Annotated in this window: 15 protein-coding genes; 9 read left to right on the top strand and 6 right to left on the bottom strand. The window is 60.6% G+C overall.

Annotation, left to right across the window (positions count from 1 at the left end):
* Positions 1 to 78 precede the first annotated feature (78 nt).
* From B0W55_RS16030 to B0W55_RS16010, 5 genes are all read right to left on the bottom strand, one after another.
* Positions 79 to 2,292: an autotransporter outer membrane beta-barrel domain-containing protein gene (locus tag B0W55_RS16030; protein ID WP_077046913.1), complete on the bottom strand. Its 2,214-nt coding sequence runs from the start codon at positions 2,290 to 2,292 to the stop codon at positions 79 to 81.
* A 215-nt stretch (positions 2,293 to 2,507) separates the two neighbouring features.
* The gene (locus B0W55_RS16025; protein WP_077046912.1) at positions 2,508 to 4,505 is read right to left on the bottom strand and encodes a hypothetical protein; all 1,998 of its coding nucleotides are present in this window, start codon (positions 4,503 to 4,505) and stop codon (positions 2,508 to 2,510) included.
* 243 nt (positions 4,506 to 4,748) lie between these two features.
* Positions 4,749 to 6,374, bottom strand: coding sequence for a methyl-accepting chemotaxis protein (locus tag B0W55_RS16020; protein WP_077046911.1), 1,626 nt, complete (start codon positions 6,372 to 6,374; stop codon positions 4,749 to 4,751).
* Positions 6,375 to 6,646: 272 nt separating this feature from the next.
* Positions 6,647 to 7,786, bottom strand: a complete 1,140-nt coding sequence (locus tag B0W55_RS16015) for a glycerate kinase (RefSeq protein WP_077046910.1) — start codon at positions 7,784 to 7,786, stop codon at positions 6,647 to 6,649.
* 229 nt (positions 7,787 to 8,015) lie between these two features.
* Positions 8,016 to 9,140 (bottom strand): sugar diacid recognition domain-containing protein, encoded by a 1,125-nt coding sequence (locus B0W55_RS16010; RefSeq protein WP_077046909.1) that lies wholly within the window; start codon positions 9,138 to 9,140, stop codon positions 8,016 to 8,018.
* A gap of 170 nt (positions 9,141 to 9,310) precedes the next feature.
* On the opposite strand from B0W55_RS16010, the gene B0W55_RS16005 reads away from it, so the two are divergent.
* The 9 genes from B0W55_RS16005 to rarD all read left to right on the top strand — a co-directional run bounded on the left by B0W55_RS16005 (position 9,311) and on the right by rarD (position 18,899).
* Positions 9,311 to 10,621 carry an MFS transporter gene (locus tag B0W55_RS16005; RefSeq protein ID WP_077046908.1) on the top strand — a complete coding sequence of 437 codons (1,311 nt, stop codon included), beginning with the start codon at positions 9,311 to 9,313 and terminating at the stop codon, positions 10,619 to 10,621.
* A gap of 165 nt (positions 10,622 to 10,786) precedes the next feature.
* Positions 10,787 to 11,242 (top strand): hypothetical protein, encoded by a 456-nt coding sequence (locus tag B0W55_RS30055; protein WP_139340925.1) that lies wholly within the window; start codon positions 10,787 to 10,789, stop codon positions 11,240 to 11,242.
* 121 nt (positions 11,243 to 11,363) lie between these two features.
* Positions 11,364 to 11,825 (top strand): hypothetical protein, encoded by a 462-nt coding sequence (locus tag B0W55_RS16000; protein ID WP_077046907.1) that lies wholly within the window; start codon positions 11,364 to 11,366, stop codon positions 11,823 to 11,825.
* A gap of 240 nt (positions 11,826 to 12,065) precedes the next feature.
* A complete protein-coding gene (locus tag B0W55_RS15995) occupies positions 12,066 to 12,776 on the top strand; it encodes an ABC transporter ATP-binding protein (RefSeq protein WP_077046906.1) in 711 nt (236 codons plus the stop codon).
* Positions 12,764 to 13,951, top strand: coding sequence for an ABC transporter permease (locus B0W55_RS15990; protein ID WP_256576314.1), 1,188 nt, complete (start codon positions 12,764 to 12,766; stop codon positions 13,949 to 13,951). The genes B0W55_RS15995 and B0W55_RS15990 overlap by 13 nt, the downstream gene beginning before the upstream one ends.
* Positions 13,944 to 15,416 carry a TolC family protein gene (locus tag B0W55_RS15985; protein WP_077046904.1) on the top strand — a complete coding sequence of 491 codons (1,473 nt, stop codon included), beginning with the start codon at positions 13,944 to 13,946 and terminating at the stop codon, positions 15,414 to 15,416. The genes B0W55_RS15990 and B0W55_RS15985 overlap by 8 nt, the downstream gene beginning before the upstream one ends.
* Complete coding sequence (locus B0W55_RS15980; RefSeq protein WP_077046903.1) at positions 15,406 to 16,680, top strand: efflux RND transporter periplasmic adaptor subunit; 1,275 nt, start codon at positions 15,406 to 15,408, stop codon at positions 16,678 to 16,680. The genes B0W55_RS15985 and B0W55_RS15980 overlap by 11 nt, the downstream gene beginning before the upstream one ends.
* 68 nt (positions 16,681 to 16,748) lie before the next feature.
* Positions 16,749 to 17,759: an aldo/keto reductase gene (locus B0W55_RS15975; protein ID WP_077046902.1), complete on the top strand. Its 1,011-nt coding sequence runs from the start codon at positions 16,749 to 16,751 to the stop codon at positions 17,757 to 17,759.
* A gap of 258 nt (positions 17,760 to 18,017) precedes the next feature.
* Positions 18,018 to 18,899: an EamA family transporter RarD gene (gene rarD / locus B0W55_RS15970; protein ID WP_077046901.1), complete on the top strand. Its 882-nt coding sequence runs from the start codon at positions 18,018 to 18,020 to the stop codon at positions 18,897 to 18,899.
* Between the two features lie 125 nt (positions 18,900 to 19,024).
* On the opposite strand, the gene hppD is transcribed toward rarD, so the two are convergent.
* The gene (hppD, locus tag B0W55_RS15965) at positions 19,025 to 20,101 is read right to left on the bottom strand and encodes a 4-hydroxyphenylpyruvate dioxygenase (RefSeq protein ID WP_077046900.1); all 1,077 of its coding nucleotides are present in this window, start codon (positions 20,099 to 20,101) and stop codon (positions 19,025 to 19,027) included.
* Positions 20,102 to 20,483: the final 382 nt, after the last annotated feature.

Here is a 20,483-nt window from a genome sequence, read left to right as displayed (position 1 = left end):
TTCGGTAAATCGGGGTACTAGCAGAACTGCTAGGTGCGCCCCGCAGCGCACGCGGCGGGGCGAACTTTTTGGCCTGGACTAGAACAGGTAACGCAAACCGAAGTTCACGCCCCAAGGCTGTTCGATGTGCTCGCCATTGCTGTAGTCGACATCGGCGTGCATCGACACCTTGTCGGTCAACGACATCGACACACCGGCGCCCAACTCGCCACGGGACCCCGACAGATCGTTGTTGAACACGTTGTCGTTGACCTCGACTTCGTTGTTCTTGGCGAATTCATGGGCGTAGGCGGCACGGAGGTAAGGCTGCACGACCTTGCCGTCGCCCAGGTCGATGTTGCGGCCAACGGTAGCGCCCACTTTGCCCAACAACGAACGGGTTCTGTCGCCCTCGGCGGACAGGCCGTTGTCCAGATCGTAGTCCTTGCCCTGAATGACGACGCCCGCCAACTGGGTGTAGGGCTCGACGAAGTAGCCGTCCTGCAGGGCGATGTGGCGACCGAATTCCAGGGAGGCACCTACGCCATTGTTGTCGTAGTTGCCCTTGGTTTTCTTGCCGTCGCTGAGCTGTACATCGGACTCATTCTGGAAGCGGTTGAACTTGAGCACGCCGTCGAAGTAGTAGCCGCTCTGCGGGTCCAGCCAGGTGGTATAGGCACCCAGGTAGTAGCTGTCGACCGTGCCGCTGGTGCCACGGCTCAGGTTCAGATCGGACTGGCTGTAACCGCCCAGCAACCCGATCAGCCATTGGCCACCACCGATGGGCAACGGCGCATCGGCGCCGAAGGAAATACCCTGTTGAGTCTGCTCGTAGCCCACGCCGGAACTGGCGCTGACATCGAATTTGTTGCCATAGGCCCGTGCCCAGCCACCGGACTTGCCTTCATCGCGACGCACTTCGCCCATGCGCGTACGCAGGGTGCTGAGTTCGCCGTACCAGACGGTTGGTGCGGTGTTGAACAGGGCCAGCACCGATTGCGTGCCCGGGCTGATGGTTTTCAACGCAGTGTTGAGCACCCAGTCGTTGTTGCCCTGCTTGACCAGGTCGTAGGAAAAGGTACCCAGGTCCACCGGCCTGTCCATCGAGAAGGTCGCGTCACCACTGGCGATGTGAATCACCGGGACCACGTTCGCCACAGAAGGCTCCTCGCCGCTGCTGCCCATGAGCACCTTGTGATCGCCCGTGGCAGTGCCGGTGACCTCCAGGGTATCGACCTGGCCGGTCGCGAAATTGGCGTCCATGATCAACAGGCCGCCGGTGCCAGTCAGGTTGCCCACCGACAACTTGTAGAACTCGGTCGGGTTGCCGAACTGGATCGCGCCGCCGTTGTTCATCGCCAGGTTGGCGACGGAACCGGACTCGGTCATCACCCACTTCGCGTTGTTGTCGAGCGCGAGGGAATTGACGTTGACCAGGCGCCCGGTCAGCGACGCACTGTTGTTCAGAGCCACGCTCGCCGAGCTGGCGCCGTCCACGACCACATCCCCCACCAGCGTGCTGTTGTCGACCTGCAGGTCTGCGTTGGCACCGCTGCTGACTTCCAGAATCGCACCGTTGCCGCCCACCAGGGTCGAACCGTTTCTCACCACGATGTGGCTTTGTTCAGTGTTGGTCTGCGCCGCACCGTTGAGTGCGATCGCCGCACCGCTGAGGCCTTCGACGCGGGTGCTGTCCAGGACAAGGCTGTTGGTGGGCGCCAATGGATCGGTCGGGCGCAATTGCACGCCATTCAAGCCACCGGTGATGGTGCTGCCGGTCGCAGTGAGGTTGCCGCCAAAGATCGACGCGCCGACGCCGGTGGCATTGGTGCCGTTCAGTTCACTGCCCACCAGTGTCAGGGTACTGCCGGCACTGACCGCGGCACCGCGCAACGCGCCGTTGATCTGACTGTCGGTGACCAGCGCCGTCGAGCCGGTGTTGGTGGCGGTGTCGCGGTTCAGGCTCAAACCAGTGGTGGCGCTGTTGATGGTGCTGCCGTTGCTGATGTTGGCCGTGCTGGCGGTCAGCGACACCGCGTTGGCCTGTCCGGTGGCATTGGTGGTGGCACCATTGAGGTTGACCGTCGAGCCACCCAACGCGCTGATCTGCAAAGTGCCGACCCCGGTGGCGTTTAGGATCGCACCGGCGCTGAGTTCGTAGGTGTTGAGGGGGATCGTCGGCGGCAGCGTGGTCTCGCCACCGATCAACGCCACGCCCAGGGCGTGTTGAGTGAAGAGTAGTACGGGCGCAATCGCGACAGTTTTAAGCACGAGTGCCAATGGAGTGAGCTTGAACGAATAGGTTGCTGGCATTGAGTCCACCTTCGGATGATCGGTACATAGCGCTTACGCCCTGTCAGAACCTTCTGAAGAGCCTGTATGAACCTGCAAAGGGGGCGAGACTATCGGCAGCCGTTCCGAAAATATGTAGGACTAATCCTGCGAGTCTTCAGACAAATTTCCTCCCCCTGCGGAGCCCGGGATCTCACCGGGCTCCGTTTTGCTCTTTTTCTACCGATTTGCGCGGGCTAAATGGGGCAAGACCCCGGGGTGGTGGACTCGTGCATGCCGACGTTGGCTTGCAGGGTTTTGGAAGTCACATCCACGCCCTTGAACTTGAAGCCGTAGGTAACTCGGCCCCTGCCGTCCTTGTCGTTTTCGTCCACGTAGGTAGGCAGGACGTGTTTATCGTAGGGTTGAACTCGCCATTCGAAGCCAGTGACCGGATAGGCGCCGGCGGCATCGGTCAGCGTTATCGTCTCATCGAGGGGGGTGTCCGTGATCGGTGCCGGCTCACCGGTGCGCCCCGGCAGCGCCCACCATTTCATGTCGACGGTATCGCCTGCCGCCAGCCACTCGCTCAGGTCCGGCACCAACACCACAATGGCATTGTCCGGCCCATCCAGCGATTTGCAGGTGAGCCAGCCGGCGCCGTTTACATCCCTGAACGTAGCGGCGTCGGGGCGCAGGACGACGGCATTGGCGATGACGTCCCTGGGCGGGGATTGTTGTTCGTTCGGCGTGTCAGGGCCGCCGATTCGGTAGTGCATCGTCAGTACGTCGCTATTGCCGGCCTGTTCGATGTACTTCCATAAAACCGTCACGGTGACTTCCTCACCCGCGACTTCGCCGTCGATGGTGATGTCCGCCTCCGGCATGTAGATGCCGCTCCAGTAAAACTTGATGGTTTCACCATCCTTGACCGGGTCGTAGATGTGAAAGATGAAATCGGCATCGAAGGTCTCGTCCGCGGCTTCCAGCACATTCAACTTCCCTGAGTGACTCCTTACGTTGCCCTCCTCCAGGTCTCTGTTGACCGGGTCGGGCCAGGTGATGTCCGGTAAGGGCCGAGGTGGGCCGATGAAGGAGAAGTTGACGTCGACCGTGATGGCTTGCTTGCCCCCGAAAGGCGCACCGCCGCGCAGTACCCGGTAACTGACTTCGGTGGGTTTATTCCCGGTGGCGCTGCCGTATTCAGCCCTCAGCGTATCGGAAGGAACCCGCAGACTCAGTTCGGGGTTGGGGGTTGGGCCTACATCAAAGATGTCCAGCTCGGTGGCGCCCCACATGATCGCGATCTGGTCCCTGGGCTTCCAGTTGTCGTACAGGGGAATATCGACCCAGATGCCGGCGATGGCGTCTTCGATGTCGATGCCATCGTCAGCCAAATCGACCTTGGGCAAATGAAGGTTGGTGGGCAGTGGGCCCAAGGCGACGTGCACTCGGGTCCAACCGGCGAAACGGCTTCGGTTGCGGGCTTTGTCGTATATCGCATAGGCAATGAAACAGTGGCCGTCACCGATGCGCTTGATGTGGTTGGGGTCGAACGTGACTGTTTGTGGACTGTTGGATAAGGGCACGGGGCCTTCATAAGGCAAGTCTTCCGGATTCGCTGGAAGGTCGCGCTCCCAACCGTAGATCACCGAATCGCCTTCGCTCCAGAGCAGGTAACGGGGGATGGTCCCAACCACGTTGTTCACTTCGGCATCGGTGATGATGATGGCCGGAAACGTCATGGGCGCCGGTTCCAGCTCCGTCACCCCTCTGGGTGGGGTTTGATCGCAGATGATCGGGAACGGTGCTGACCAGAACTCATCATGTTTATAGTCCCTCAATGAATACTTGAGCGTGTACTTGCCATCCGCCGCCAGATTTTCAGCAGGTATTTTGAGATCCCGAGGTTTGTCCGGGTAGTCGGGCACCGTATAGGTTTCTTCGTCCACCTTTGTATAGAACAGATTGGCGTCAATCGGGTCATGCCCTTTTGCCAGATGCAAACTCACGACTTCGTCATCACCAGGAAAGTCCGGCAGGTTATCCCACCACTCGATTCCTACCGACAAACCATTGGCGAGCAGCGGCCCAATGAGGGTGCCATCGGTGGCGTCAGCCATGGCCGCCGACAGATCCGGTGGCTTGAGGTCTGCCAGTACCTGCCGGGGTTGTGCCTGTGCGCGTTGGGCACGGTATTTGATGTAGTCATCACGAATTTGCTGTGCCTTGAGTTGCTTTTGCGAGACTGCCATTGCGAATTCTCCAGTGACGGGGGGTATTCAGCCATGACTGCCAGGCAGCACGATCAAACTGGGGTGGCACTGCAAGAGACGCCCTGTCGTTCTGCCGGTCCAGTGAAGCCTGGGGCAAATTAAGCGCGGTTTTCTTTTGTCGCGATACTGTCAGAGTTGACAGGTGTGTGCTTATACAGGGGTATGCACGGCGAGGTTTTTTGTACAGATCCCTGCGCCATGCATAAAAACGCGGTGCTTCGGTCAGATGACAAACCGCGCCACCATCGCATTCAGGTCCACCGCCAGGCGCGACAGTTCGTGGGTGGCGGCGCTGGTCTGGTTGGCGCCGGCGGCGGACTGGGTCGCCAGGTCGCGGATGTTCACCAGGTTGCGGTCCACTTCGCGGGACACCTGGGCCTGCTCTTCCGAGGCACTGGCGATCACCAGGTTACGTTCGTTGATCAAGTGGATCGACTGGGTGATCTGCTCCAGGGCGACCCCCGCGGCACGGGCCATTTCCAGGGTGCTTTGGGTGCGCTGGTTGCTCTGCTGCATCGACGACACGGCTTCACCCGTGCCGTTCTGAATGCCGGCGACCATCTTCTCGATTTCCTGGGTCGACTGCGCGGTGCGATGGGCCAAGGCACGTACCTCGTCCGCCACCACCGCAAACCCCCGCCCGGCTTCCCCGGCGCGAGCCGCTTCAATCGCGGCGTTCAGCGCCAGCAGGTTGGTCTGTTCGGCGATGGCCCGAATCACGTCCAACACCTTGCCGATGTCCCTGCCCTGCGCCGCCAGGCCTTCGATCATCAGCGAGGTGTTCTGCACGTCGTGGGTCATGGTCTGGATCGCGTCGACGGTTTCCACCACGCGGTCTCGACCTTCGCGGGCGGCCTGGGTCGACTGGTTCGACGCTTCGGAAGTCGACACGGCATTGCGCGCCACTTCTTCCACGGCGGCGGTCATCTCGTTGACGGCCGTGGCAGCCTGTTCGATTTCGTTGTTTTGCTGATGCAATCCACGGGACGCTTCTTCGGTGACGGCGCTGAGTTCTTCAGCGGCGGCACCCAATTGCGTGGCGGAACCGGAAATCTGCTCGATGGTCTGGCGCAGATTGGTTTGCATGGTGGCCAGGGCGCCGAGCAAGCGTGCCGGTTCGTCCTTGCCATCGACTTCGATGGTTTTGCTCAGGTCACCGCCGGCGATGGTTTGCGCAGCCTGCACCGCGCGGCTCAATGGGCTGACGATGCTGCGGGTCAGCAACCAGGCCAGCAGCACGGTCGCCAAGGCCGCGATCACCGACACCGCAATGATTCCGTTCACGGCCGTGTTGTAGTTGCTTTCGGCGATCACCCCGGCGGCTTTGGCGCCGTCAGCGTTGTACTGCACCAGACGAATGAGCTGCTCGCCCATCAGGTCGGTGCCGTCCTTGATCCGGGTGTTGATCAGGGTGCGCATCTCGTCGACCTTGTTCTGCCGCGACAGGTCGAGCATTTCCCGCTGGGCCTGCATGTAGCTGTCCAGGGTGGCGCTGAATTGCTTGTACAGCGCCGCTTCATCCGGCCCCGCTGGCAGTTCGGCGTAGGCGGCCTGGGCCTTGCGCGCCTTGTCGGTGAGCACGCCGATACGGGTTTGCGCCTCTTGCAGACTGGCGGGCTCGCGGTTGACCAGGATGCGGAACGACAGGATGCGCATGCGCAAAATGTTTTCGGTGACAACGCCCAATTGCTGGACGCTGGGCAGTTGGGTGCTGCCCATGTCGATCGAGGACTGGCGGATGATCGACATGCGGTTGACCGCGAACACGCCCAGCACGATGACCAGCAAGGCAATGAAAGCAAAACCGAGGAAGGCGCGGGGCGCGATGTTCAGTTGACGCAAGGACATAGGACAATACTCGGATGAGTGAGGCGGCGAGCGTCCTTGCGTGATCAGTCCGGCGCCATGGGCGCCTGTGATCTGTATCGGCGGGGCTTGAGGAATTCTGCGGGGATTTGCGAAATATTTTTCAAGGGGTTACGAGTGTTTCAACCCTGAAACACCAGAGCCCCTGTAGGAGCGAGCATGCTCGCGATGGACGCGAGAACGCCGCGTTCATTCGGGCATCCCGCGTCATCGTTGACGTCCATCGCGAGCATGCTCGCTCCTACAGGGAAATGTTATTGGTTTTTGGCGATGCGCCACACCCGGGCAATATCGCTGGTGCGCTCCCACAACAACCGTGGCGCTTCGATGCAGGCCTGGTCCAGGGTCATCGGCCCACTCGCCAGGGAGAACGCGGCGTCGATGCCGTGTTTGTACAGGTCCTGATAATCCTCGCCCAGGGTGCCGGCGATGGCGATCACCGGCACACCCTTTTCGCGGGCGATCTGCGCCACGCCAAAGGGCGTCTTGCCGCGCAGGGTCTGGGCGTCGAAACGGCCTTCACCGGTGATCACCAGGTCGGCGCCTTCGACGGCTTGGGCCAGGCCCACCAATTCGGCGACCACTTCCACGCCGGGCTTGAATTGCGCACCGAGAAACGCCTTTGCGGCAAACCCCAGGCCGCCTGCCGCGCCACTGCCCGGTTCGTCTCGCACATCATGGCCCAAGGCTTTGGCGCAATGATTGGCGAACAGCCCCAGAGCCTTGTCCAACAGTCTCACCTGCTCCGGCGAGGCGCCTTTTTGCGGGCCGAAAATCGCCGAGGCGCCCTGCTCGCCGCACAGTGGATTGTTGACATCGGCGGCGATGTCGAAGCGCACCTGGGCCAAACGCGGATCGAGCCCGCTCAGGTCAATGCGCCACAGGTTTGCCAATGCCAGGCCGCCCGGCGCCAGCTCCTGCCCGTGACCATCGAGCAGTTGCACGCCAAGGGCCTGCATCGCACCGGCGCCGCCGTCATTGGTAGCGCTGCCGCCGATCGCCAGAATGATTCGCTGCGCGCCTTCATCGAGGGCGGCGCGGATCAATTGGCCGGTGCCGAAGGTGCTGCTGATGCAGGCATCGCGCTTATCCACCGGCACCAGTTGCAACCCGCTGGCCTCGGCCATTTCGATGATCGCGGTGTGGCTGTCGGGCAGCCAGCCCCAGGAGGCATAGGCCGTTTCGCCGAGCGGGCCACGCACTTCGGCCCGCTGACGTTCCCCACCGCACGCCGCCAGCACCGCCGCCACCGTGCCCTCGCCGCCATCGGCCATCGGGCAGGTGATGATCTGCGCGTCGGGCCAGACCTCTTTCCAGCCTTGGGCAATGGCATCGGCCGCGCTTTGGGCGCTGATACTGTCTTTGAACGAGTCGGGGGCAATCACGATTTTCATGGGAATTCTCCAGTTCCATTACCCCCATGCTGCCAGCCGGCACGCACAATAACGCCGGGCCGCTGCACAAGAGGCCATGAGGATTATTGTTCATTTCCACAAAAGCGCAGCGTCAAGTCGCACGCTATCCCCCTGTAGGAGCGAGCATGCTCGCGATTGACGACAGGACGCCGCGGTGATTCAGGGCACCCCGCGTCATCGTTGACGTCCATCGCGAGCATGCTCGCTCCTACAGGGTGGGGGTGTCGGTTTGGGGGAGGAGCTGCACGCCAAGGTAAAGCGCGAGCATGCCGTCCAGGCGCAGCGGATCAACGCCGCTCAGCTCGGCAATCCGCTCCATGCGGTAACGCAGGCTATTGCGGTGAATGCCCAGGGAATCGGCGCAGGCCTGGCTTTGGCCGTCGTGGTCGCACCAGCTGCGCAAGGTCGCCAGCAACTGGCCGCTGTTGTCCTTGGCGATGACTTTGCGCAAGGGGTTGAGCAACTCGTCCAGGGCATCGTCGTTGCGGTGGCGCCAGAGCATCACCGGCAGTCGATAACGATTGAGGGTCAGCAGACGCGAGCGCGGCAACACCTCACGGCCGTAGGCCAACAAGTCGCCGACCCGCCGATAGCAACGTCGCAGCCCGGTCAGCCCATCGGCCTGCCCGCCCACCGCGATGCGCAGGATGTTCCAGCCCAGGCCGTCGAGCTTTTCCAGCAACCGCTCGTTCTCAAGGTTTTGACTGGCCGGTCGGCACCACAACAGGGACGTCTTGGCCGAACTCACGCACCAGCTATCCGGATAACGCGTGGTCAGCCAGGCACTGAGCGCCTCGGCGGTTTGCCCCGGCCCGTGCTCCATGCCCAGCTCGAACAGGTACGGCACCCGGTTCAGTTGCGGCTTGAGCCCCAGTTGTTGGGCCTCGTCGATCAGCCGCGGCGAACTGCCCGCCTCGCTGAGCAACAGCGCCAGCAGATCGTCGCAACGCTGGCGCCGCCATTGCTGTTCGTCCTGCTGGTTGCGCTGGCCAACGAGCATTTCGGCGGTCATGCGCACCAGTTGCGCGTAAGTGCGCAACTGGTCGGGCTCGCCGGTGATGCCCAGCACGCCGATCAGACGCTGATCGAGCATCAGCGGCAGGTTGATGCCCGGTTGCACGCCTTTGAGATGAATCGCCGTCTGCGCGTCGATCTCCACCACCCGACCATTGGCCAGTACCAGTTGCGCGCCCTCATGGCGGGTGTTGATCCGCTCCGGTTCGCCGCTGCCCAGAATCAACCCCTGGCTGTCCATGACGTTGACGTTGTACGGCAGGATGGCCATCGCCCGGTCGACGATGTCCTGGGCCAGGTCGTGATCGAGTTCAAACATGGGGGAATCCTTGCAAACGAATGGATCGGGGGTTGTTCAGCCGCACAGGGCCGGGCGGCAAACCCTGTGCTCAGGCACAAAGACAGCGACCCTGCCCGTGGCCGAGACTCACAGGGCGATCAACGTTACCCTTTGCATCGCAAAAAATCATAATAAAGAGAGAGCCCGCCATGTCACAGAGCGCCGCCGCTACCCAGGCCATCGTTGACGAAAAAAATGCCGTCTACAAACGCATTACCCTGCGTTTGATCCCCTTCATTTTCATCTGCTACCTGTTCAACTACCTCGACCGGGTGAACGTTGGATTTGCCAAGCTGCAGATGCTCGACGCGCTGAAGTTCAGCGAAACCGTGTACGGCCTCGGTGCCGGGATCTTCTTCATCGGCTACGTGCTGTGCGGCGTGCCGAGCAACCTGGCATTGACCCGGTTCGGCCCGCGTCGCTGGATCGCACTGATGATGATCACCTGGGGCACGTTGTCGACCTGCCTGCTGTTCGTCACCACCCCCACCGAGTTCTACACCCTGCGCCTGTTCACCGGCGCCGCCGAAGCCGGGTTCTTCCCCGGCGTGGTGCTGTACCTCTCGCAGTGGTTCCCGACCTTCCGCCGCGGCCGCATCATGGCGCTGTTCATGTCGGCGATACCGGTGTCCGGCCTGCTCGGCAGCCCGTTTTCCGGCTGGATCCTCAACCACTTCGCCGCCGGCCAGGGTGGCTTGGCCGGCTGGCAGTGGATGTTCCTGCTGCAAGGCATTCCGACCGTGATCCTCGGAGCGCTGGCCTATTTCCTGCTCAGCGACAGTTACGCCAACGCCAAATGGCTGACCCCGTTCGAGCGCTCGGTGTTGGAGGCCGACCATGCAGAAGACCTGGCCAACAAGCCGACAACCACCACCGATTCGCTGTTGGCGGTGTTCAAGAACCCGGCGATCTGGGCCTTCGGTCTGATCTATTTCTGCATCCAGAGCGGCGTCTACGCGATCAACTTCTGGTTGCCGTCGATCATCAAGAATCTGGGCTTCAGCGATAACCTGGTGATCGGCTGGTTGAGCGCCATTCCCTACCTGCTGGCGGCGGTGTTCATGCTGCTGGTCGGTCGTTCGGCGGACCTGCGCAAGGAACGTCGCTGGCATCTGGTAGTGCCGATGCTGATGGGTGCGGCCGGCCTGCTGATCGCCGTGAACTTCGCCACTACACCGGCCATCGCCATCCTCGGCCTGACCATCGCCACCATGGGCGCCCTTACCGGCCTGCCGATGTTCTGGCCGGTACCGACCGCGCTGCTGAGTGCCGGCGCGGCCGCTGGCGGTCTGGCGCTGATCAACTCCATGGGCCAGATGGCCGGCTTCCTCAGCCCGTACCTGGTGGGCTGGGTCAAGGACAGTACCGGTTCAACCGATGCGGCGCTGTACCTGCTGGCGGGGGTGATAGTGTGCGGCAGTTTGCTGGCGTTGCGCATGACCCGGACGCTGCGGGTGTAATGGCTGTTTAGTTCGTAGGCGAGTTTCCACGCAGGAAGTACGAGATTTCCTACTTCCAGCGCTGGGGCTTCCTACATTAATAAATTCGAAGAGGCGATAGTCTGCGATCGCCTCGTTTCACTGACGGTTTAGCGAGGTATAAAAAAATCTAAAAGGGTGTAAAAAGTGATCAAACTTTCTGTAACCAGCCTGTGCCTGTCCCTGTCGTTAGCCTGCCTGCCGCTGACCAGTAATGCGGCCCTCCCCGCCCAGTCTGATTCTGCAAAAATGCCTTCCTATCCGTTCAGCCTTTCGTGCAGCAAAGATGGTTTGAGAGGCGAAGCCAGGGGCCATTATTATAACTATGGCCAAAATGGCAGAAGCGTTTATGTGGATCAATACAGAATCCTCAATGCTGACCCTGATCGCAATAAAGCCAATGTGAACACGACCATTGCCAACGCCAGCGGAGGCGGAAGCAAGTCGTTCAAATCTCCCGACAGCATGAAACAGGATGGCCAGTGGCACGACCTGGGTGATTTCTGGCACTCGCCGTGGCCAGCCACTCAAGTAAGGGTGGAGTTTGTTTTCGATAAGAAAGGCGGAGATCCCCGGTGCGATGGTTGGGCCAACCTTGGATAAATTAAATTCAGCTCACGCAACTTGAATATGAAATTCAAATAGTTGCTTCTCATATAAGCAGCATGAGCATTACTCGCGGCGGTATCAGGCCGCGAGTCTTACCCAAAAAAAGGATGTTTGAATGCACAAGTTTATTGCAGGCTCTCTGTTGTCCGTATTACTGGCCTGCCTGCCACTGGCCGGCAACGCTGCCGACGCCGGCAATGCCAAAATGAGCGGAGCTGTTGCTAAACCCTTGCACCTTTCCTGTGAAGCTTTAAACGGTGTATTCCGAGGCGATGTCAAAGGCCATTATTATGATTACGGCAGCAGCAAAGGCATCTACATAACCCAGTATAAAATGTATCAAGACGATGAATTAGCAACCTATGGCCCGCGAGCAAATATAAATCTGATTGCATTCAGCGAGACCACTGTCAAAGAGGTGGCATCCCCGGATAACCGCAAACAGGACAATCAATGGCACAGCGTGAGCCAAAACATTCCAAACATTTCCGGAAGCAGGGTACTGGTGCGAGTCAACTTTGTCTTTGACAGGCCAGGAAAAAAAGACCCCACGTGCATTGCAGAACTAATGATATGAGTTGAAGTCATGTCAATAATCCGGAAATAAACTTTCCACTAGAGCACAACAGAAGCAAGGTGCTGACGAGCGTCGAATTCATTTTTTCCAGACCAGGAGAAAAGGACCCCAGGTGCGCTGTGGAACTCCTGATCTGAGCTGAAAAATCCGGAGTCATCACTTCAGCTGATCATCAATACAATGTTGCTCGCCAATGATTTAGATGGCGAGCAACTTAATCAGCAGTCGACTGGCGCATCAATGACCCAAATGCCTGTTAATGATCATCTCATCCGCCTGTCAAATATCAACAAAAGCTATCCGCATTCCGACGAAAGTCTTTCAATCCTGAATAACGTTTCCATGACGATAAACAAAGGCGAAAGTTGCGCACTGCTGGGTGCTTCCGGTTCAGGCAAAAGCACACTACTGAATATTCTTGGCTTACTGGATTGCGCCGACTCCGGTGAATATTGCCTTGCCGGTCAAAATATCTTCTCCGCCACTCCGGACGAACTCGCCGCCATCCGCAATCGCCACATCGGCTTCATTTTCCAGAGCTTCAACCTAATGCCGCGCCTGAGTGCCCTCGACAACGTCGCCCTGCCCCTGCGCTATCGCAATACCCCGCGCAACCAAGCGCAACAACGCGCCCTGCACATGCTCGCCCAGGTCGGCCTGGAACAGCGCGCCCGGCATCGTCCCGCCGACCTGTCCGGCGGTCAGCGGCAACGGGTGGCGATTGCCCGGGCGTTGATCGGCGAGCCGTCGCTGATCCTGGCGGACGAACCCACCGGCAACCTGGACCGGCGCACGGCGGACGAGATCATGGAGCTGCTGTTGTCGCTCAACCGGACCCGGAACGTGACGTTGATCGTGGTCACCCATGACCCGGCGATCGCCAGTCGCCTGGACCGTCAGGTTCGGGTCGATAACGGTGTGCTGCAGGAGATCTGCCCTTGTCCGCGCTAGGCACCCTTGTGCTGCAGGACCTGGGCACCAGCCTGCGGGCGTTGGGCAAGCGTTCGGTACTGGCGCTGATCGGCATTGCGATTGGCAGTTCATCGGTGGTGGCCATGATCAACATCGGCAGCAACGCCGCCGAGGAGGCTTCAATGATTTTCAAGGGAATGGGCGTCACCACGCTGGTCGCTCAACTGCCCGAATCCACCCGGGTTGGAAGCGTTGCTCGCCTGACGCTTGATACCGATCAACTGCGCGCCTGGGTCCCCAACCTGCTGAACATCGCACCCACTGCGCAAACCGGCAGTTCGGTGACGTTCAAGGGCCGCACCCAGTACACCCAACTGGTGGGCAGCACTGCGGAACTGCCGGGGGCGATGGGTTTGACGCTCCGTGAAGGGCGTTTTTTGTCGGCCTTCGATCAGGGTGATACCTACGCCGTGGTCGGGCACCGACTGGCTGAAGACCTCGGCACGGCGGCTGATCCCTTGCGCATTGGTGATCGGATACGCGTTGACGATTATCTGTTCCAGGTGATCGGCATTCTGCGCAACCAACCCGACAGCCTGCTGATTCCGGTGCGGGCCAACGACTCGCTGTTCATCCCCCTGGCCGGCATGCGCCGGCTCAGCGATTCGGTGCACATCCGTGACGTGATCATTCGCGTGGCAGCCCAACAGGACATCAGTGCGACCGCGGCGGCATTGACCGACCCGCTGAAACGACTGTCCGGCGCCCAGGACGTCGACATGATGATCCCGCAGCAACTCATGGAGGGCATGACCCGGCAAACCCGCACCTTCGCCTACCTGTTGATGGCGCTCGGTGGCCTATCACTGATCGGCGGCGGTACCGGCGTGATGAACGTGATGCTCATGAACGTGTCGTCGCGACGACGCGAAATAGGTGTGCGCATGGCGCTGGGCGCGCGCCGGCGGGACATCCGCAATCTGTTCATGTTCGAGGCCATCACGCTGACTGCCGTGGGGGCGTTGTGCGGTGGGCTGCTGGGCATTGCCTGTGCGTTCACTTATGCCAACGTGTCGGGCTGGACGTTCTTCCTCGCGCCTTTGTCACTGCCCATCGGCGTGCTCAGTACGTTGCTGGTCGGGGTATTTTTTGGCCTGTACCCGGCCATGCTGGCTTCCCGGCTGCAACCGGTCGAGGCATTGCGCGATGAATAACGGGCGAGTCGCGGCGATCACCCTGCTCTGCGTGTTTGCGCAGAGCGGCCACGCATCGGTGGACGTGTCCGCGCCATCATTAACGCGTGGCAATGACCGCAGCGTGCTGTTGAGCCAGCAATCGACGCACCTGACCCTGGGCGACGCGGTGTACCTCGGGTTGCGTAATCATCGGGGGATCCGCAGCGCTTACCTGCAACGGGTGGCGCAGAAATTCGACTTGCGCGTGGCCCGGGACGCGTTCAATCCAAAGCTGCTGATCAAGGCAAAACACGAGGGGACCCAAGGCAGCGAAGACCGGGGCCGCCATACGACGCTGGCCCCCACCGTGAGTCTGCTCAGTGAATACGGCACCCGCCTCAGCACCGGCTGGACCCGCCAACTGGGGGACGCCGAGCGGGCCGGACGTGTGCGCAGCGACGGTTTGAACCTGTCCATCATTCAACCGCTGCTGCGCGGTGCAGGCCGGGACGTGACCACAGCGCCCTTGCGCCTGGCGCAGGTGTCGGAACAGGCCAACCGCCTGAACCTCAAGGCCAGCGTGTCCCGGGCGATCTCCGACATCATTGCCAGCTACCGCGAGTTGCTCAGGTCCCAGGAGCAACTGACGATTGCCCAGGAGGCGCTCAGACGCACGCGCTCACTGCTGGAGGTGAACAAGGCGTTGATCAGCGCCGGGCGCATGGCCGAGTTCGAAGTCGTCCAGACCGAAGCTGACATCGCTGCGCAGGAACTGGGTGTCGAAGACGCGCAAAACCAGTTGCACATCAATCGCCTGGCGCTGCTGCGTTTGCTGGCACTGGACCTGTCGACGCCGGTCCACGCCAGTGAAATCCTCGAGGCCTCCCGCGTGACCATCGACCCGCAGCAAGCCCTGCGCCTGGCGCAGATTCAACAACCGCAGTATTTGTCGACGCTGCTCGGCCGCCAACAGGCCGAGCTGAACCTGTTGGTCGCCAGGGATCAGGCGCGCTGGGACCTGTCGCTGGTCACCGGCGCCAATCAGTTCAACGGCCGCGCGGACTCAGGCATCGGCGCCCGGCGGACTTGGGACAGTTACGCCGGTGTGCAGCTGGAAATCCCCATCGGCGACCTGAGTACCCGCCAGGCCGAGGTTCACGCGCGGGTCAATGTCGAGACTCAGGAGATCCAACTGGCCGACGCTCGCCAGGAACTGGAACGGGACGTCAACAACGTGGTGCGCGACCTCGGCACCCGATGGCGCCAATATGAAATCGCCCAGCGAGCCACTGAACTGTCGCGACGCAAACTGGAGATCGAACGGGAAAAGCTCAATGCCGGGCGCTCCAGCAATTTTCAGATCATCAGTTTCGAAGGCGACCTGCGTGCAGCGCAGAATGCCCGGCTCAGTGCTTTGATTGCCTATCTGAACGCCCAGACCCAACTCGACCTGACCCTCGGCATGACACTGGAAAGTTGGGAGATTGCCCTCAATGACTACTGATAAAACAGGCCTGCGCCGCTGGCAAAAACTGGCGTTGCTGACGTCGATCGTCTTGACGGGCCTGGCGATCATCAAAGTGCAGGCGCCACTCACTGCCGCTGCCGACAGCGAGCAATGGTTGAGCGTAAACAACGCGCCCCTGATCCACAGCATCGCCCTGGCGGGAAAGATCGAACCCCACAAGACGGTGTTCCTGAGCGCGCCCTTTGAAGGCAACATTCAAGCGCTGCTGGTGGAGCAAGGACAACGGGTGGAACAGGGGCAGCGGTTATTGACCCTGGATCCGACCCTGATCGAAACGCAACTGCGCGATGCCCTGGCGGCGCAACTCAAGGCACAGCGCGTCGAGCAAGAAATGAAAGACTGGGACAACAGTGCGCAGGTGGTGCGGGCGCGGCGCACGGTGCGTACCGCTGAAATGACGCTGAGCAACTTGCAACGCAGGCTTGACGACACCCAACAGTTGCTGGCGCGCGGAATCATCCCGCGCAATGAACTGGATGACCTGAGCCAGCAGTTGCAGATGCAACGGCTTGAACTGAGCGCCGCGCAAAACGAGTTGCAGCAAACCCTGGCCCAGGGAACCGGCGAACAGCGGCGCATTGCCGAGATGGAGCTGACCAATGCCACAGTCAAATATGAGGGCTTGCGCGCGTTGCTCGACGGCCAGCACATCGTTGCGCCCTACACCGGGGTGATCGTGCCTGCCAATACCTCATCGCGTCCCGATGCCGGCACCGCACCGTTGCAGGCCGGTTCCCGGCTGAGTCAAGGTCAGGTGGTGTTCGGATTGGCCGATATCGAACGCCTGAAGATCGTGGCCCTGGCCTCGGAGCTCGACGTCAATCAGTTGCATCCGGGGCAACCGGTGGAGATCGAAGGAGATGGCTTCGAGGGTGAGCGCCTGTCGGGCAAGGTGCACATCGTCAGCAGCCTGGCCGACCCCGGTGAAGAATCCAACGGCAGTGCGAAGTTCTCGCTCACCCTGTCGCTGCCGCCATTGACACCCCAGCAGTTGCGCAGGGTGCGCCTGGGCATGAGCGCACGCTTGTCCATCACCACGTATCGCAATGAGCAGGCGATCGTGGTGCCGCCGCAGGCGATTCGCCAGGAAGGTCCGGATCGGGTGGTGGATTACCGAGAAGCCATGGACCGCCCTGTTCAGCGGATGACCGTTACCACTGGGCGATCGAGCGTCGATGGCGTTGAGGTTTTTGGGCTGGCGCCGGGCTTCGTTCGCACGGGCGGGTTGCGGCCTCAATAATTCATTTTGCCGGGCCCGGGCTTTCTGGTATTTGATTGAAGCTTTCCCACTGGCAAAAGGAATTCATCATGAGCTACCGCACGCTGGGTCACTCGGGTTTGCAGGTGTCGACCCTGACCCTGGGCACCATGATGTTCGGCGAACAGACCAGCACCGAAGATTCCCTGCGAATCATCGACAAGGCCTGGGACCAGGGCATCAATTTCATCGACACCGCGGACGTCTACACCCACGGTCGCTCCGAGGAAATCGTCGGCGAAGCGATAGCCGGTAACCGCCACGAATGGGTGTTGGCAACCAAAGTCGGTTTCGGCCCGGTGGACGGTGTGCCGAACCGCAGCGGCCTGAGCCGCAAGCATATGTTCAACGGCATCGACGCCAGCCTGACGCGCCTGGGCACCGATTATCTTGACATCTATTACCTGCACCGCGAAGACCACAACACGCCGCTGGAAGTGACGGTGTCGGCGATGGGTGACTTGATCCGCCAGGGCAAGGTCCGCTATTGGGGCCTGTCTAATTACCGTGGCTGGCGCATCGCCGAGGTGATTCGGGTAGCCGATGCGCTCGGCGTCGACCGCCCTGTGATCAGCCAGCCGCTGTACAACATCGTCAATCGCCAGGCCGAGGCCGAGCAGATCGCTGCGGCGCACAACTATGGCCTGGGGGTGGTGCCCTACAGTCCTTTGGCGCGTGGCGTGCTCAGCGGCAAATACGCCCCGGATGTGGCGCCGGATGCCAACAGCCGCGCAGGTCGCGCCGACAAGCGCATTCTGGAAACCGAATGGCGTGTGGAGTCGTTGCGCATCGCCCAACAGATCCAGGCTTACACCCAGAGTCGTGGCGTGGGCATCGTTGAATTCTCGATTGCCTGGGTGTTGAACAATGGCGCCGTCACCTCAGCCATCGTGGGCCCGCGCACCGAAGCACAGTGGGACGCCTACACTAAGGCGCAGGCGGTGAAGATCACGGCCGACGATGAGGCGTTCATCGATTCGCTGGTGACACCGGGACATGCGTCGACACCGGGGTTCAATGATGTGAGCCACTTTGTGTCCGGGCGTAATTCCCGCAGTTGATGCTGGATGTGCCGGCCTCATCGCGGGCAAGCCTTGCTCCTGCAATGTCGCAGATCCTTGTGGAAACGGGCTTGCTCGCGAAGACGGACGGCTACTCAACATCGATGTCGACTGACCCAGCGCATTCGCGAGCAAACCCGCTTCCACAGTTTTCCGGTTGTTCGCAAAGGCTGGGGGGGCTGATCATCTGGTCAGTATTTGTCACCGAAACCACGTATCCTCCGCCCCCCGTTTCACGTTCGACTTCGCGAGGACAGTTTGTCTAAAGGTATTGCTCTATCGGTTTCAGCCTCGGTGCTGTTTGCCGTCATGTATTACTACACGTCGCTGCTCACCCCCTTGAGCGGCGTGGAGATTTTCGGCTGGCGCATGCTGCTGACCGTGCCCTGCATGACCGTGTTCATGGGGGTGTCCGGTGAATGGCGGCGCGTGGCCGACCTGCTGCGGCGCATCGGCGCAAAACCGAAACTGGTCGCCGGCCTGATCCTGTCGTCAGCCCTGCTCGGCGTGCAGCTCTGGCTGTTCATGTGGGCGCCGCTCAACGGCTACAGCCTCGATGTCTCGTTGGGTTACTTTCTGTTGCCGCTGGCCATGGTGCTGACCGGACGCATCGCTTATGGCGAACGCCTGTCCTATCTGCAAAAGGTCGCGGTGTTCTTCGCCAGCCTGGGCGTGGTCAATGAGGTGTATCAGGTCGGCGGGTTTTCCTGGGCGACCCTGGTGGTGGTCATCGGCTACCCGCTGTACTTCGTGCTGCGTAAATGGCTGAAGACCGACAACCTCGGCGGGCTGTGGGTGGACATGACCCTGATGCTGCCGATCGCCTACGGGTTCGTGCACGGTGGCGACCAGGGTTTCGGGGTGTTCGATCAGTACCCTGCCCTGGCGTGGCTGATCCCGCTGCTGGGGCTGATCAGCGCCTCGGCGCTGGTGGTGTACATCATCGCCAGTCGCCTGCTGCCGTTCAGCCTGTTCGGATTGCTGAGCTATGTGGAGCCGGTGCTGTTGCTCGGCGTGGCGTTGCTGTTGGGGGAAAGCATCAAGTCGGGGGAATGGCTGACCTATATCCCGATCTGGCTGGCGGTGGTGGTGCTGGTGTTTGAAGGGTTCAAGCACCTGATGCGCCAGCGCAGGCCTTAAGCCAACACAAAACAAAAGTGGGAGCGGGCTTGCTCGCGAAAGCGGTCTTTCATTCAACAATGATGTTGACTGATACGACGCCTTCGCGAGCAAGCCCGCTCCCACCGGTTTATCCGTGCAGCGAGTTACTCGGTGGCCAACACCCCACGCCGAACCTGATCGCGCTCGATCGATTCGAACAGTGCCTTGAAGTTGCCCTCACCGAAACCGTCATCGCCCTTGCGCTGGATGAACTCGAAGAACACCGGCCCCATCAGGGTTTCCGAGAAGATCTGCAGCAGCAGTCGCTTGTCACCCGACTCGGACGAACCGTCCAGCAAGATTCCCCTCGCCTGCAGCTCACCCACCGGCTCACCGTGGTTCGGCAAACGGCCTTCGAGCATTTCGTAGTAGGTATCCGGCGGCGCGGTCATGAAGCGCATGCCGATGCTCTTCAGGTGGTCCCAGGTCTTGACCAGGTCATCGGACAGGAACGCCACGTGCTGGATGCCTTCGCCGTTGAACTGCATCAGGAACTCTTCGATCTGGCCTGCGCCCTTGGACGATTCTTCGTTCAGCGGGATGCGGATCATGCCGTCCGGCGCAGTCATGGCCTTGGAGGTCAGGCCGGTGTATTCGCCCTTGATGTCGAAGTAGCGGATTTCACGGAAGTTGAACAGCTTCTCGTAGAAGTTGGCCCAGTAGGCCATGCGACCGCGGTACACGTTGTGGGTCAGGTGGTCGATGATTTTCAGGCCGGCGCCGACCGGATTGCGATCAACACCTTCGAGGTACACGAAGTCGATGTCGTAGATCGAGCTGCCTTCACCGAATCGGTCGATCAGGTACAGCGGTGCGCCGCCGATGCCTTTGATGGCCGGCAGGTGCAGCTCCATCGGGCCGGTTTCGATGTGGATCGGCTGGGCGCCGAGTTCCAGGGCGCGTTTGTAGGCCTTTTGCGAATCCTTGACCCGGAACGCCATGCCGCACACCGACGGGCCGTGCTCGGCTGCGAAGTACGAAGCGACGCTGTTGGGTTCGTTGTTGAGGATCAGGTTGATCGCGCCTTGGCGATACAGGTGCACGTCTTTGGAGCGGTGGGTCGCGACCTTGGTGAAGCCCATGATCTGGAAGATCGGCTCCAGGGTGTTGGGGGTCGGCGATGCGAACTCGATGAACTCAAAGCCCATCAGGCCCATTGGGTTTTCGTATAAATCTGCCATGGTTGGCGCCTCATCATTCTTTTCAATTAACAAAGGTTAGTTGCAAGCAATGCCGAGGCCGGTGGGTGGCGCGCAGGAAATGCCCCGCACGCTGCGGGCGAGGAAGTCACCGTAGATCAATTGAAACCCTAATATCTTCATTGTCGACCCAAGGCTATGACGGGCGAGGCTTCTGCTGCCAGAAGACGTTTTATTCTTGTATGCGTAAACAGATTCTACACAGCGTAAATCAGTTTGTCCGCCTTCTGTATAAAATCCCCCTTTTACACGTGGATGCAAGGGGTTGATGGCCGACAAGCGACAGGAGTGCACAGGTCCAACTATCATGACTGCCACGTGAACTCTTTTTGGAGGGCGTTATTCGCCGCCAGCATTTGAGAGC

Source organism: Pseudomonas sp. KK4, from assembly GCF_001984065.1.
Classification (GTDB): Bacteria; Pseudomonadota; Gammaproteobacteria; order Pseudomonadales; family Pseudomonadaceae; genus Aquipseudomonas.
This window is presented reverse-complemented; position numbering and strand designations above follow the sequence as displayed.